Source organism: Stenotrophomonas sp. GD03777 (assembly GCF_029842485.1).
In the GTDB taxonomy this organism is placed as follows: Bacteria; Pseudomonadota; Gammaproteobacteria; order Xanthomonadales; family Xanthomonadaceae; genus Stenotrophomonas; species Stenotrophomonas sepilia.
Window position 1 is genome coordinate 1 of sequence record NZ_JAOCGL010000023.1, and the last position, 16,009, is coordinate 16,009.

Here is a 16,009-nt window from a genome sequence, read left to right on the forward strand (position 1 = left end):
CGCCGGCCGACCAGGCGGTACGCGCCGCATTGACCGCGTTGAACCCCGGTTTCCAGGTGGACTACATTGGCGCCGCGCCGTTCCCCGGCTTCCGCGAGGTCGTCGTTTCAGGCCAGCTTCTGTATGTGTCCGATGACGGCCGCTACCTGTTCCAGTCTCAGCCCTACGACACCCGCGCCAAGGGCCCGGCCAACAGCGAAGGCCTGCTCGGCTATCGCCGCGGCCTGCTGGCCAAGGCCAACCACAGCGATCGCATCGTGTTCGCCGCGCCGAACGCCAAGTACACCATCAGCGTGTTCACCGACATCGAGTGTGGTTACTGCCGCAAGCTGCACCAGGACATCGCCGAGCTCAACCGCAACGGCATCACCGTCGAGTACCTGGCGTTCCCGCGCATGGGCCTGGGCAGCAAGGACTACACCGACATGATTTCGGTCTGGTGTGCAGCGGATCGTCGCCAGGCGCTGACCAACGCCAAGCGCGGCGGCAACGTTCCCGCCAGGAACTGCACCAATCCGGTGGCGATGCAGTACGCGCTGGGCCAGCAGCTGGGCGTGAATGGTACGCCGGCGATCTTCGCGCCGGACGGCACCCAGCTGGGCGGCTACCTGCCGCCGGCACAGCTGCGTGCGGCGTTGGAGAAGCTGTCGGCCAAGCGCTGACGCAGAATTGTGGAGTCGAGCCATGCTCGACTGCGGAAACATCAGCCGAGCATGGGCTCGGCTCTACAGATCAGAGGCCGGGGGCGCAAAATGCGCCCCCGGCTTTTCCCTTATTTCAGGCCATCACTGACTGCCTTGGTCAGCGTGCCCTGCGCATCGTCACCGCTGAACTCCCAGACGAACGCGCCGCCCAGGCCCTGGGTCTTCACGTAACCCATCTTGCGGGTGATGTTGGCCGGGGTGTCGAAGCTCCACAGCGTGCTGCCGTTGTAGATCCAGGTGGCACCGGCGGTGTTGTCGGTGTAGCCCGGCCACGCCAGGTTCTTCAGCACCTTCCAGTCCTCGATGCCGGCTTCATACGTGCCCGGGGCGGCACCGCTGGCGGTCTGGTACAGGCCGTTGTTGGCATTGGCCACGCCGGTCCAGCCACGCCCGTAGTAGCCGATGCCCAGGTTGAGCTTGGCGGCGGGCACGCCACGGCTGATGAAGGCCTCGATGGCGTCGTTGCTGTTGTACAGCTTCTGGTCGCCGGTGGACGGATCATTCGGCGAATCGAACAGCGCCGACTGGTGATTGGTCTTCGCATCCCACGCGCCGTGGAAGTCGTAGGTCATCACGTTGATGTAGTCCAGGTACGGGTGGTACGCCGCCGGATCTGTGACGCGGATCTTGTCGATGCCGGCACCCACCGCCACCGTCAGCAACAGGCCCGGACGCACCGCATCGAGCTGGCGGCGGAACTCGGCCATCAGCGCGGTGAAGTTGGCGTTGTCTTCCGGCTTGCCGCATTCGATGCCGCAGGCCACCGGGTATTCCCAGTCGATGTCGATGCCGTCGAACACGCCCAGCGCCGCACCGGCGCCGCCGGCACCGTCGGTCACCGGCAGGTTGCCCTTGATGTAGGCGTCGATGCACGAGGCAACGAAGGCCTGGCGGTTTTCCGGGCGCGCCGCGCTGGAGAAGCCGCGCGACCAGGTCCAGCCACCCAGCGAGATCAGTACCTTCAGGTTCGGGTACTTGGCCTTGAGCTGCTTGAGCTGGTTCCAGTTGCCGCGCAGCGGCTGGTCCCAGGTATCGGCGCTGCCGCTGACACTCTCGGCGGCACTGAAGGCCTTGGTGTAGTCGGCGAAGGCATCGCCACCGGCACCGCTGTTCGGATCCGACGGCTGGGTGATGCCGACTTCGCAGCGGTTGTTGCGCACGTTGCCGAACGCGTAGTTGATGTGGGTCAGGCGCGCCGCCGAACCGCTGCTGTCGATGTTCTTGACCCGGTAGTTGCGGCCGTAGATGCCCCACTGCGTGAAGTAACCGATGACCCGCTTGCCGGTGGTGCCACCGTCACCGGCCAGCGTGGTGGCGCTGATCTCGGTGCCCTGCGCCGACGCGTTGCCGGCGTTGTCGCGCGCCCGCACGCGGTAACGGTAGGTGGTCGATGCGGTCAGCCCCCCATCCACATAGCTGGCACTGGACGGCGAACCGACCAGGCTTCCGTTACGGTACACGTCATAGCCGGCCAGGCCACTGCCACCGGTGTTGTCGGTGGATGGGCTCCAGCTGAGCGCGATGCTGTTGGCAGTGCGCGTTCCGGCCGCCAGCCCGCCGGGCACGCTCGGCGCGGTGGTATCGCCACCGGCAGCGTTGACGGTGATGGTGATGGTCGCGGTGCTGCTGGTGGCGTTGTTGTTGTCGGTAGCGACCGCACGCAGGGTGTGGCTGCCGGCGCTGGCATTGGTCCAGCTGGCCGCATACGGCGCACTGGTGGCCACGCCGAGCGTGCTGCCGTCGCGGAAGAATTCGACCTTGGCGACGCTGCCGTCCGGATCGCTGGCGGTGGCGGTCACGTTGACCGTGCTGCCGGCACTGAAGGTGGCGCCGTTGGCCGGCGAGGTCAGGCTGACCACCGGCGGCTGGTTGGTGCCGCTGCCATCGCAGGCACCGAGGTTGGTGTAGTAGGGCGCGCCGGCCGGATGGTCCGGTGGCGCGTTCCAGATGTCCTGGTTCGCCCGATAGAGGACGCCTCCTTTCTGCAGGGTATCGCCGGCCCGGTAGATCTTGGCCTGGTCCCACTGGGCCACGCCGGCACAGCTGGCAGCCTGCGCCAGGCCGGGCAGGGCGGCGCTGCCGGCGGCCAGGGCAAGCAGCCAGGCCAGATGGCGGGGACGACAGCTTCGGGTCGAACGTTCGGCACTGCGCACAATCGGGTCGTACATGGGTGAGTCTCCGATCAAAGGGCGCGCGGGCCCCGATGGCGCCGCGCGTGACGCAGGTCCGGGCATCGCCCGGGAAGGCGACGGAGGGGCCGGACGGAGGCACCTGGGAGGCCGGGGAGAGAGTCCGGCACCAGGTGGGGACAACGTTGTCATCAATTGCGTGGTCAATCCGTGAGCAAGCGCATGGTTCGGCGATTTGGGCGGAAAGCGGCGCTGGCGCGCGGTCGGCGGCCATCGGCGGAGCCCCCTCGTGGCTGGGGCTTGCCGCGAACAGCGGATTTCTGGGGGTTGGCCGGGCGGGTGGGCTGCGTAGGGGGCGCTGCAAGTACGTCCATGTAAGCTCGGTCGCCGCATCCATGCGGCTCACGCCCCTGCGCAGCCCACCCGCCCGGCCACGGACAGGTTCCTGCGCGGCCAGCCACGAAAGACAGAAGAAAAAAACAAAGGCAAAAGCCGGTCGCTGCGCTCTTCAATGCCTGATTTCTGACATTTCCTGGTTGCCGGCCAGCGGCCGGCACTACCGGGAAGCGTCCACGCATGGCCGCAGATCGCGGGAAACTGTCGGGGCGGGGTGGTGGGAGCCAGCAGGACCGTTGGCGCCATGGATGGCGCCATCGAGCCCCCATGGATGGGTTTACGGCGTGTCCTGCTGGCTCCCACCGCCCCGCAAGCTCACAGAAGCCAGCTCTTGCTGTTGCTTTGGCCGTTGCCGTTGCTTCGGCCGTGGCCTCGGCGGGTGCCGGGCGCCGCCCGGCCAAAGCCCACCCCCCGCTTCCGGTACAATGTCGGGCCCGTTTCCCAACTACGGTTCCCCGGACATGATGGTCCTCGAGGGCGCGCCCGCCCTGTCGCCGTTCCGCCGCGAACGTCTTGAATCCCGCCTGCAGTCCATCGCTCCCTCCCTGCGCATCAGCGGCGCCTGGCACGTCTACTTCGTGCAGCCCGAAGGCAGCGCCGCCCCCGACCTGACCACGCTGTGCCGCATCCTCGAAGCGGCGCCGCAGGCCGAAGCCGTGGCCGAAGGCGCAGTCAGCCGCATCGTGGTGCCGCGCCTGGGCACGCTGTCGCCCTGGTCGAGCAAGGCCACCGAACTGGTCCGCGGTGCCGGCCAGCCGGTCAGCCGGGTCGAACGTGGCCTGCGCATCGACGTGCAGGGCTGGCCGGCCGATGCCGACGCTCAGCAGGCGCTGGTCAAGGCGCTGCACGACCCGATGACGCAGTCGGTGCTGGAGACCGTGGAGCAGGGCCAGGCGCTGTTCTCGGCGCCGGCGCGTGGCGAGCTGGAACGCGTGCCGGTGGACCAGCTGGAGGCCGCCAACCAGCGCCTCGGCCTGGCCATGGCCCAGGACGAGATCGACTACCTGCGTGAACGCTTCACCGCGCTGGGCCGCTCGCCGTCGGACGTGGAACTGATGATGTTCGCGCAGGCCAATTCCGAGCACTGCCGCCACAAGATCTTCAACGCCAGCTGGACCATCGACGGCCAGGAGCAGGACCGCTCGCTGTTCCGGATGATCAAGAACACCCACCAGCAGACCCCGCAGCACACGCTCAGCGCGTACAGCGACAATGCCGCGGTGATCGAAGGCCATCCGGCCTCGCGCTATCGCCCCGATCCGGCCAGTGGCGAATACCGCCGCGAAGCGCAGGTGCCCAGTGCCTTCCAGATCAAGGTGGAAACCCACAACCACCCAACCGCGATCGCACCGTTCCCGGGCGCCTCGACCGGCGCGGGTGGCGAGATCCGCGACGAAGGCGCGACCGGCCGCGGTGGCAAGCCGAAGGCGGGCCTGACCGGCTTCTCGGTCTCGCACCTGCGCATTCCGGAATTGCCGCAGCCGTGGGAGGCGCCGCGCGCGCTGAACCCGCGCATGGCACCGGCGCTGGAAATCATGACCGACGGCCCGCTCGGTGGCGCCGCGTTCAACAACGAGTTCGGCCGCCCGAACCTGCTCGGCTACTTCCGCAGCTTCGAGCTGCCGGAAGGCGCCGATCTGGTGCGCGCCTACGACAAGCCGATCATGCTGGCCGGTGGCCTCGGCGCGATCGACCGCGTGCAGGTCGACAAGATCCCGCTGCAGGCCGGTGATGCGGTGATCGTGCTGGGTGGCCCGGCGATGCTGATCGGCCTGGGCGGCGGTGCGGCCAGTTCGGTGGCCTCCGGTGAAAGCGCCGAGGACCTGGACTTCGCCAGCGTGCAGCGCGACAACCCGGAAATGGAGCGCCGCTGCCAGGAGGTCATCGACCGCTGCGTGGCGATGGGCGCCAACAACCCGATCAAGTTCTTCCACGACGTCGGCGCCGGTGGCCTGTCCAACGCCATCCCCGAACTGCTGCACGACTCGAACGTCGGTGGTGTCATCGACCTGGGCAAGGTGCCCACCGATGATCCGTCGCTGTCGCCGATGCAGCTGTGGTGCAACGAGTCGCAGGAACGCTACGTGCTGGGCGTGGCCCAGGAACGCCTGGCCGAGTTCGCCGCGCTGTGCGCCCGCGAGCGCTGCCCGTTCGCTGCGGTCGGTGTGGCCACCGCCGAGGAACATCTGGTGGTGGCCTACGGTGCCGTGCCGGGCCACACCCCGGCCGATGCACCGATCGACCTGCCGATGGACGTGCTGTTCGGCAAGCCGCCGAAGATGCACCGCGATACCGCGCACCCGCCGGCACCGCGCTGGCCGGCGCTGAAGACCGGTGGCCTGGACCTGCAGGAAGCCGGCCTGCGCGTGCTCGCGCACCCGACCGTGGCCTCGAAGAACTTCCTGGTCACCATCGGTGATCGCAGCGTCGGCGGCCTGACCGCGCGCGAGCAGATGGTCGGCCCGTGGCAGCTGCCGGTGGCCGACGTGGCAATCACCCTGGCCGACTTCGACGGCGTAGCCGGTGAGGCGATGTCGATCGGCGAGCGCACCCCGCTGGCCCTGCTCGATGCCGCTGCTTCGGCACGCATGGCGGTGGGCGAAGCGCTGACCAACCTGTGCGCGGCCCCGGTCGATGCGCTGGATGAGATCAAGCTGTCGGCGAACTGGATGGCCGCGGCCGGTCACCCAGGCGAAGACGCGCTGCTGTACGACGCGGTGAAGGCGGTGGGCATGGAACTCTGCCCGCAGCTGGACATCAGCATCCCGGTGGGCAAGGACTCGCTGTCAATGCAGGCGCAGTGGCACGACCAGGGTGAAGCGCACAAGAGTGTGTCGCCGGTGTCGCTGGTGATCTCGGCGTTCGCGCCGGTCGCCGACGTGCGCCAGCAGTTGACCCCGCTGCTCGACCGGGAGGTGGACAGCGAGCTGTGGCTGATCGGCCTCGGTGCCGGCAAGCAGCGCCTGGGGGGTTCGATCCTGGCCCAGGTGCATGCCGACCACGGCGACCTGCCGGCCTTCGCCGGTGCCGCCCCGGACCTGGACGATCCGCAGCGCCTGCGGGGTTTCTTCGAGCTGATCCGCGATGCACGCCAGTCCGGCCTGCTGCTGGCCTATCACGACCGCAGCGACGGCGGTGCTTTCGCCGCGCTGTGCGAAATGGCCTTCACCTCGCGCCTGGGCCTGGACATCGCCCTCGATGCCTGGGGTGACGATCCGTTCCGCAGCCTCTTCAACGAAGAACTGGGCGCGGTGGTGCAGATCGCGCGCGAAGACCGTGCAGCGTTTGCCGACCTGGTTGAACGCCATGCATTGACCGAATGCGCGCAGCGCATCGCCAAGCCAACCACCGCACCGGTGGTGCGCGTGTCGCTGGGCGGCGAGAACCTGGCCGAGTGGCGCTGGGAGGCCTTGTTCGATGCCTGGTGGTCGGTCACCCACGCGATGCAGAAGCGCCGCGACAACCCGGCCAATGCCGATGCCGAGCGCGAGATCGCGCGTGCCTTCAACGCACCGGGCCTGAAGCCGAAGCTCAGCTTTGACCTCAACGAGGATGTGGCGGCACCGTTCATCAGCAGCGGTGCGCGTCCGCGCGTGGCGGTGCTGCGCGAGCAGGGCGTCAACGGCCAGATCGAAATGGCCAACGCCTTCGAGCGTGCCGGCTTCCGTGCCTTCGACGTGCACATGAGCGACCTGATTGAAGGCCGCGTGGCCCTGCAGGATTTCACCGGCCTGGTGGCCTGTGGTGGCTTCAGCTATGGCGACGTGCTCGGTGCCGGCCGTGGCTGGGCCACCTCGATCCTGGAGCGCAGCGCACTGCGTGATGCCTTCGCCGCGTTCTTCGCGCGCGAAGACAGCTTCGCGCTGGGCGTATGCAACGGCTGCCAGATGATGAGCCAGCTGAAGAACATCATTCCGGGTGCCGAGCACTGGCCGCAGTTCCGTCGCAACGCCAGCGAGCAGTTCGAAGCCCGCACCGCGCTGCTGGAAGTGGTGGAATCGCCGTCGATCCTGCTGCGTGGCATGGCCGGCTCGCGCCTGCAGGTGGCGGTGGCGCATGGTGAAGGCCAGGCCGTGTTCGACAATGCCGTCGACCAGGCTGCTGCACGTGTCTCGCTGCGCTACATCGATGGCAATGGCAAGGTGGCCAGCCAGTACCCGCTGAACCCGAACGGTTCGCCGGACGGCATCACCGGCCTGACCAGCAGCGACGGCCGCGTCACCATCATGATGCCGCACCCGGAACGTACCCCGCGCGCGCTCAACCTGAGCTGGGCACCGGCGGAATGGCAGGGTGATTCGCCGTGGATGCGCATGTTCCGCAACGCGCGGGTATGGTGCGGCTGATCGCATCGTTCCGCGCAGGCCGCAATGCCACCGCGTATGGAAAAACCCGCCGCTTCGTCGGCGGGTTTTTCTTTGCACGCGTGAAACCCTTGTCGCGCCCGCTAGTTACATCGGTTTTCATGCGCCAGCGGTCCGTCACGTGTACCTAACAAAATACTTTTATAAACACGTGAAATGGTGAACTGCTTCACGGCAATAGCATTTGTCGTGTCAAAGTCTTGACGATCTGCAAAGTTGCCGTTAACACTTGAACCCCGTTTCAGAACCATTCATTCCGCAGTAACCGCTCGGCGCACGCGCTCGGTTTTCTGTCGCTGCGCGCCGTTCGGCAATACCCCGCAGTAAATCACGCGAATAAACGCCCCCAGGGGACGTTGGGCCACAAGGCCCGGCGGTGGCGTTGCTTTGCCCAAAACCAGTCCAATCAGGAGCCGTACCGATGAATCGGATTTATCGCAAGGTCTGGAACAAAGCATTGGGTCAGTTGGTGGTGGCCTCGGAACTGGCCTCCTCCGACAGCAGCGGTGGTGTTGTCGACCAGCGCCGCGATACGACACAGGCCACGCCCGCGCTGTTGGCGGTGGCACTGGGCCTGGTACTGGGATTGGGCATGAGCGGTTCCGCCATTGCACAGTCAGTGCAGATCGGCGGCAGCGCTACCTGCGTCGCGTTCAGCGGCAAGCTGCTGGAAAAGTGCCTGATCGAAGGCTCGGCCACGGCCAAGGGCAGCAACGCGGTGGCGATCGGCAGCAACAGCAATGCCAGCGCCGCCAACAGCGTGGCGCTGGGCGCTGGCTCCAAAGCAGCGCGGGCCAATACCGTGTCCGTCGGCGACGCCGGCAAGGAACGGCAGATCACCAACGTGGCCGCTGGTACCCAGGCCACCGATGCGGTGAACAAGTCACAGCTGGATGCGCAGGCGCGCGCCACGCAGGCCGCGCTGGCGGATGTCGCCGCAGATGGAAACCGCTATTTCAAGGCCGATGGCGCAGGTGATGACAGCGACGCGGCGAAGATCGACGGGCAGGGCGCGGTTGCAGCGGGCGCCGGTGCGCAGTCGTTGGCCAATGCCACCACCGCCATCGGTACCCAGGCGATTGCCGCCGGCCTGGGCGCCAGCGCGTTCGGCCAGGGCGCATTGGCAATCGGTGACGCCAGCGTGGTGGTCGGGCAGAGTGCTGCCGCGTTCGGTCTTGGTGACACCGCCGTCGGCGCCAGTGCCTACGCTGCAAGCGAGAATGGCGCGGCCACCGCCCTGGGTGCGCTGTCCGAAGCCACCGCCGATGGCGCAACTGCCGTGGGTGGCGGTGCCGTGGCGATGGGCCCGGGCAGTACCGCACTGGGCCGCGGCGCCACTGCCGCCAATGAAGCATCAATCGCGGTGGGTGCGTTCAGCACCGCCGTCGGTGAGTACAGCACCGCGCTGGGGTCCAACTCGGCGGCGGTTGCCACCGGCAGCGTGGCGCTGGGCGCCGGCTCGCTGGCCGACCGCGTCGATACCGTCTCTGTCGGCGCCGCCGAATATGGCCTGACCCGGCAGATCACCAGCGTCGCTGCGGGTACTGAAGATACCGACGCGGTCAATGTCGGCCAGTTGAAGAACGTGGCCGCCGTGGCCGATGCCACGGCCAAGCGTTTCCAGGCCACTGGCAGCAGCAACAGCGACGCCGGCGCGCTGGCCGAAGGTGACGAGGCACTGGCGGCCGGCGAGGCGGCCAACGCCATCGGCAACGGCACCACCGCCGTGGGTGCCGGCGCCACGGCCGTTGCGCAGAACGCCACCGCCGTCGGCAACAACGCGCTGGCGTCGGGCCAGGACAGCGCCGCGTTCGGCAACAACGCACAGGCCAACGGCCCGGGCAGTGTCGCCGTCGGTGGTGCTGCGGTGGATGCCGATGGCAATCCGCTGATCACCAGTGGCGGCGTGCCGGTGGAAACCGGCGCCACCAGCGCAGGTGTCGGTGGCACCGCAGTCGGCGCCAGTGCCGAAGCCAGTGGATTTGCGGCGTCGTCCTACGGCGTTGGCGCGTATGCCGCCGGTGCGCAGTCGTCCGCATTCGGTGCGGTCGCCAATGCCATCGGCGACTATTCCACCGCACTGGGTACGCAGAGTACGGCCACTGGTAGCAGCAGCGTCGCCATCGGCGGCCCGGCCGACCTGATTCCGGGCCTGGGCTTCTTCGTGCAGACCCAGGCCAGCGGCGAAGCCGCCACCGCGGTCGGCGCCGGCGCTATCGCCAGCGGTGATCGTGCGGTGGCCAACGGCAGCCTGACCGAAGCTTCCGGTGCGGAATCCATCGCCGTGGGCTACTTCGCCTATGCCCCGGGTGAGAATGCCAGCGCGCTCGGTGCGCAGACCTGGGCCAGCGGTGCGCAGAGCACCGCGGTGGGCTACTACGCCACTGCACGTGGTGCCAACAGCGTCGCGCTCGGCGCGAATTCCGAAGCTGTCCGCGCCAACAGCGTAGCGGTCGGCAGCGCAGGCAACGAACGGCAGATCACCAGCGTTGCCGCGGGCAGTGAAGCCACCGATGCGGTCAATCTGGCCCAGTTGAAGGGCGTCGCTGCCGTGGCTGATGCCACCGCCAAGCACTTCCAGGCCACCGGCAGCAGCAACAGCGATGCCGGTGCGCTGGCCGAAGGCGAAGATGCGCTGGCCGCCGGCGAGGCGGCCAACGCGATCGGCAATGGCACCAGTGCACTGGGTGCGGGCGCCGTCGCCATCGCGCAGAGCGCCACTGCCGTCGGCAGCAATGCGCTGGCTTCGGGGCAGGGCAGCGCGGCCTTCGGCGCGGCGGCCACCGCCAGTGGCAGCAACGCCACCGCCCTGGGAACGCAGAGCAGCGCCACCGGCGCCGGCAGCGTCGCCATCGGTGGCCCGGCCGACATCGTGCCGGGCATGGGCCTGTATGTGCAGACGCGGGCCAGCGGTGTGTCCTCCACCGCGGTAGGCGGCGGTGCGGTCGCCAGTGGTGACCGTTCGTTGGCCAACGGCAGCTTCACCGAAGCAGTGGGCGCGGAATCCACCGCGCTGGGTTACTTCGCTTATGCCGCAGGCGACAACGCCAGTGCACTGGGCGCGCAGACCTGGGCCATCGGCAAGGACAGCACGGCCATCGGCTACTACGCCACCGCTGGCGCCGAAAACAGTGTCGCGCTGGGCGCCTATTCGGGCTCCAATCGGGCCAATACGGTGGCCGTGGGCACCAATGGCAATGAACGCCAGATCGTCAGCGTGGCCGCGGGTACGCAGGCGACGGATGCAGTGAACAAGGCGCAGCTGGACGCTGTGGCCAGCACCGCCGACGGCACCGCGCGCTTCTTCCAGGCACAGCCCGAAGCGGGCAGTGATGCCGGTGCGTTCGCCGAGGGCGAAGGTGCGGTTGCGGCCGGCTCCTCGAGCAACGCGGTCGGTGCTGGTGCAGTTGCACATGGCGCTGCCGCGTCAGCGATCGGTGATGACAGCGTGGCGGTGGGTCGCAACAGCAGCGCCACCGGCAACGGCGGTGTTGCCATCGGTGGCCTCGGACAGGCCTACGACGAGTACAACCAGCCGATCATCGGCGCCGACGGAAAGGCGCAACAGGTGGGCACCACGGCGGTTGCCGATGCCACGGCGGTCGGCAGCGGTGCGCAGGCCACCGGTGCCGTGAGCAGCGCGTTCGGCAATGCCGCCAAGGCCAGCGGCGACAACAGCTTCGCGGCCGGCGGCAAGTCGCGTGCGACCGGCAGCTATGCCGTTGCGGTCGGTGACAGCGCCTTCGCCAGCAGCGATGACAGCACCGCTGTCGGTGGCTACAGCTGGGCCACGGCCAGTGGTGCGAGCGCCTTCGGTTCCGGTGCATGGGCCACCGCCACCAACGCCTCGGCGTTCGGCAACGCGGCATGGGCCAGCGGCAGTGGCGCAACCTCCATCGGCTACAACAGCTGGGCCAATGGTGCCAGCTCAACCGCAGTCGGCCGTGGTGCCTTCGGCTATGGCGACAACAGCGTGGCGCTGGGCTTCCAGGCGCTGGGTAACAGCCTCAACAGCATTGCCATCGGCACCAACACGGTGGCCGGTGGTGAAAGCGCGATCGCGCTCGGGGCCGGTAGCAACGCCAGCGCCAGCAACGCTGTCGCGCTCGGCGCCGGCTCGGTTGCCAACCGCGCCCGCAGCGTGTCGGTCGGCAGCACCGGCAACGAGCGGCAGATCACCAACGTCGCCGCTGGCACCCAGGCCACCGATGCGGTGAACAAGGCGCAGCTGGATGCGGTCGCGAGTACCGCCACCACCACCAGCCGCTTCTTCCAGGCCAGTGGCAGCGGCGGTGACGTGGCCGGTGCGCTGGTGGACGGTGACAACGCGCTGGCCGCCGGTGATGCGGCCAACGCCATCGGCAACGGTGCCACCGCACTCGGCAGTGGTGCCAATGCGCTGGCCAACAACGCGCAGGCGATCGGTTTCAACGCGCTGGCCAGCGCCGCCAACGCCAGCGCCGTCGGTGCCAACGCACAGGCGACCGGTGAGTACGCCACCGCGCAGGGTGCGGAAAGCGAAGCCAGCGGCGAGCAGAGCGCGGCGTTCGGTGCCGCCAGCATCGCCAGTGGTGCCGGCAGTACCGCCAACGGTGTGTTGTCCGAAGCCTCCGGCGAGGAAGCCGTGGCGGTGGGCTACTTCAGCAATGCCAGCGGCAGCGGCGCCACCGCGGTCGGCAGCGAAAGCGTCGCCAGCGGCACGGCGTCGGCAGCGTTCGGCATCGGCGCCGAAGCGACCGGTGGCTACAGCACCGCCATCGGTGGCTATTCCCAGGCATCGGCGTTCAACGCCACCGCTTTCGGCAACTTCGCCAGTGCCACCGGTTCCAACAGCGTGGCGCTGGGCGGCGACTCCGAGGCGTCGGGTGCCTACAGCACCGCCACCGGCCAGGGTAGCCTGGCCACTGGCACCAACAGCGTCGCCGTCGGTGGTTCGCTGTTTGGCGTGCTGGCCACCGAAGCATCGGGCAATTACTCCACCGCCGTCGGTGGCGGCGCCTGGTCCGGCGGCATCAACAGCACCGCACTGGGCAACGCCGCCGAATCGCGCGCTGCCAACAGCGTGGCGCTGGGTGCCGATTCGATCGCGGACCGTGACAACACCGTGTCGGTAGGCGGTGCTGGCAACACCCGCCAGATCACCAACGTGGCCGATGGCACGCAGGGCAATGATGCGGTCAACAAGAACCAGCTTGACGCCGTAGCCGCAGCAGCGGAGAAGACCAGCAGGCAGTTCCAGGCCAGTGGCAACGCCGAGGGTGAAACCGGCGCCCTGGTCGAGGGTGACAACGCGCTGGCGGCCGGTGATGCGGCCAACGCCATCGGCAACGGTGCCACCGCACTCGGCAGCGGCGCCAATGCACTGGCCGCCAACGCCACGGCGGTCGGCATCGATGCGCTGGCCACCGGCAACAACGCCGCAGCACTGGGCAGTACCGCACAGGCCACCGGCGAAGACAGCCTTGCGCTCGGTACCGGCGCCAGCGCCAGCGAGCTCGGCGCCAGCGCGGTAGGGGCGCGTGCGCAGGCCAGTGGTGCGTACAGCACCGCGACCGGCACCGAATCCAACGCCAGCGGCACGCAGGCACTGGCCAGTGGCTTCCGCAGTGCCGCCTCTGCCGATGGCGCCACCGCCGTCGGTGGCTATGCCGAAGCGAGCGGACGCCTCGGCACCGCGTTGGGCTACGGCTCGGCCGCCAGCGGGGCCAACACCACCGCGGTCGGCTTCGGTGCCGCCGCAGCCGGTACCGGTGCCGTGGCCGTGGGCCAGTCCAGCGAGGCCAGTGGCGAGGAGAGCGTGGCCATTGGTGGCAGCACCTTCTTCGGCTTGATCCCGTCGCGTGCCAGCGGCACCGGCGCGGCGGCCTTCGGTGCCGGCGCCTGGGCGACCGAAGATTACGCCACCGCGATCGGCTGGAATTCGTGGGCGGATGCCGCAGATGGCACGGCACTGGGCGCCAGTGCCACCGCCAGTGGGTTGAACAGCGTGGCGCTGGGCGCCGGCTCCAAGGCCGAGCGCGACAATACCGTGGCCGTGGGCACCGCGGGCGGTGAGCGCCAGGTGACGCATGTGGCAGCCGGCACCGAGGCCACCGACGCGGTGAACAAGGGCCAGCTGGACGCGGTTGCCAGCGTTGCCGACAGGACTGCCCGGCAGTTCCAGGCCAGCGGCAACGCCGACGGCGAAGCCGGTGCCCTGGTCGACGGCGACAACGCACTGGCCGCCGGTAACGCGGCCAACGCCGTCGGCAACGGCGCCACCGCGCTGGGCAGCGGAGCCAATGCCATGGCCGTCAACGCCACCGCCGTCGGCGTCGATGCCCTGGCCACCGGCAACAACGCCGCGGCTCTGGGCAACAACGCACAGGCCAGTGGTGTCGACAGCGTGGCGGTGGGCAGCGGCGCCAGCGCCAGCGAACTCGGTGCCAGCGCCAGCGGCACCGGTGCCCAGGCCAAGGGTGCCTACAGCACCGCCAGTGGTGCGCAGGCCACGGCCAGCGGCACGCAGTCGCAGGCCAGCGGCTTCCGCGCCAACGCCTCGGCTGACGGTGCCTCCGCGCTGGGCAGCTATGCCGAAGCCAGTGGCCGGCTTGGTACGGCGGTCGGCTACGGCAGCAAGGCCACCGGCGCGAATGCCACCGCAGTGGGTGTCAGCGCCAATGCGTCGGCAGCCGGCAGCATCGCACTGGGTGCCGGCTCGGTGGCTGATCGTGCCAACACCGTGTCAGTGGGCAGCAGCACCAGTGATCGTCAGATCACCCGTGTCGCCGCCGGTACCGAGCGCACCGATGCAGTCAATCGTGGCCAGCTCGATGCGGTCGCGGCGACCGCCGATGGCACCGCACGCTACGTCAAGGCCACTGGTGCGGGTACCGCCAGTGCCAGCGGCAGCGATGCCGCTGCGGTCGGTTCGGCCGCCACTGCCAGTGGTGCACGCAGCAATGCGCTGGGTGCCAACGCGATGGCCATTGGCAATGGTGCGCTTGCACTGGGCAACAGCGCCGGCGCGTCCGGTGCGAACTCGGTGGCTCTGGGGGCGGGTTCGCGTGCGCTCGATGCCAACGTGGTCTCGGTCGGCGGCGGCAATGGCACCGATGGCCCGGCCACGCGGCGCATCGTCAATGTGGCCGACGGCCGCATCGCTGCCGGCAGCACCGATGCGGTCACCGGTTCGCAGCTCAACGTCACCAACCAGCGCGTGGGCGCAGTGGAAACCCGCGTCGGTGATTTCGATTCGCGCATCGCGACGGTCGAGACCACGGCGGCCAGTGCAGTCGGCTATGACGACGCCAGCCGTGATCGCCTGACCCTCTCCGGCTTCCAGGGCACCACCATCGACAACGTCGGTGCCGGCAGCATCGCCGCCGGCAGCCGCCAGGCGATCAATGGCGGGCAGTTGTTCCAGTCGCTCAGTGATGCCGCCAGCTTCCTCGGCGGTGGCGCCAGCGTCGGCATGCAGGGCGTGTTCGTGGCGCCGAACTACGTGATCCAGGGCGCCACCTACAGCAACGTCGGCGATGCGCTCGGTGCGCTGGACCGCAAGGTCAGCGAGATCGATCGCCGCACCGCCGGAGGCACGCGTTCGGGAACGGCAAGCCTGCGTTCGATGAGTGCCTCGCTGGATGAAAGCGCACTGGCCAGCGTCGCCGACGCACCGGCCACCGCCGACGCGGCACCGGCCAGCACCGCACGCGTGCAGGGCACGCCGACGGCCGCCGCCGCCGGTGCCGGGATTCCGGTTGGCACCCCGGCCACGGGCTTCAATGCCGTCGCCATGGGGGAGGGCGCAGTGGCCAGTGGCGCCTCGTCCACCGCCATCGGCCAGGGTGCCAGTGCCACGGCTGCCAACGCGGTGGCTTTGGGCCAGGGCTCGGTTGCCGATCGTGCCAACACCGTGTCGGTCGGTAGCGAAGGCAACGAACGCCAGGTCACCAACGTCGCCGCCGGCACCACTGCCACCGACGCCGTCAACAAGGGCCAGCTGGACCGTGGCATGGCCACTGCCAACAGCTACACCGACAGCCGCGTGCAGGCCGTCGCCGACAGCTTCGATGTGTTCAAGGGCGAGATCGACGGGCGCCTGCGCCACATGGATCGCCGCATCGACCGCCAGGGCGCCATGAGCGCGGCGATGCTCAACATGGCCACCAGTGCCGCCGGTATCCGCACCCAGAACCGGGTCGGCGTCGGCATCGGTTTCCAGGGCGGCGAGTCGGCGTTGTCGCTGGGCTACCAGCGTGCGATCAGCGATCGCGCCACGGTCACCTTCGGCGGTGCCTTCAGCAGTGACGACAGCTCGGTCGGCGTTGGTGCCGGCTTCGGCTGGTAAGCCAAACCACTGCGCCGGCGGCCACCCACGCCGGCGCCAAACCTGCAATCAGGGCCTGGGGGGAGGTCACGGCAATCCCGGCTGGGC

The 16,009-nt window shown here is 68.9% G+C and carries 4 protein-coding genes; 3 read left to right on the top strand and 1 reads right to left on the bottom strand.

Annotated features, from left to right (window positions below):
* On the top strand, positions 1-662 hold a 662-nt coding region (locus N5E02_RS07550; RefSeq protein WP_279946139.1), incomplete at its 5' end, for a thioredoxin fold domain-containing protein.
* Between the two features lie 110 nt (positions 663-772).
* On the opposite strand, the gene N5E02_RS07555 is transcribed toward N5E02_RS07550, so the two are convergent.
* Positions 773-2,872 (bottom strand): glycosyl hydrolase family 18 protein, encoded by a 2,100-nt coding sequence (locus tag N5E02_RS07555; RefSeq protein WP_053500400.1) that lies wholly within the window; start codon positions 2,870-2,872, stop codon positions 773-775.
* A gap of 818 nt (positions 2,873-3,690) precedes the next feature.
* On the opposite strand from N5E02_RS07555, the gene purL reads away from it, so the two are divergent.
* Together purL and N5E02_RS07565 are read left to right on the top strand one after the other, a co-directional pair.
* Positions 3,691-7,575 carry a phosphoribosylformylglycinamidine synthase gene (purL, locus tag N5E02_RS07560; protein ID WP_138953198.1) on the top strand — a complete coding sequence of 1,295 codons (3,885 nt, stop codon included), beginning with the start codon at positions 3,691-3,693 and terminating at the stop codon, positions 7,573-7,575.
* Positions 7,576-8,014: 439 nt separating this feature from the next.
* The gene (locus tag N5E02_RS07565) at positions 8,015-15,922 is read left to right on the top strand and encodes an ESPR-type extended signal peptide-containing protein (RefSeq protein WP_279946141.1); all 7,908 of its coding nucleotides are present in this window, start codon (positions 8,015-8,017) and stop codon (positions 15,920-15,922) included.
* Positions 15,923-16,009: the final 87 nt, after the last annotated feature.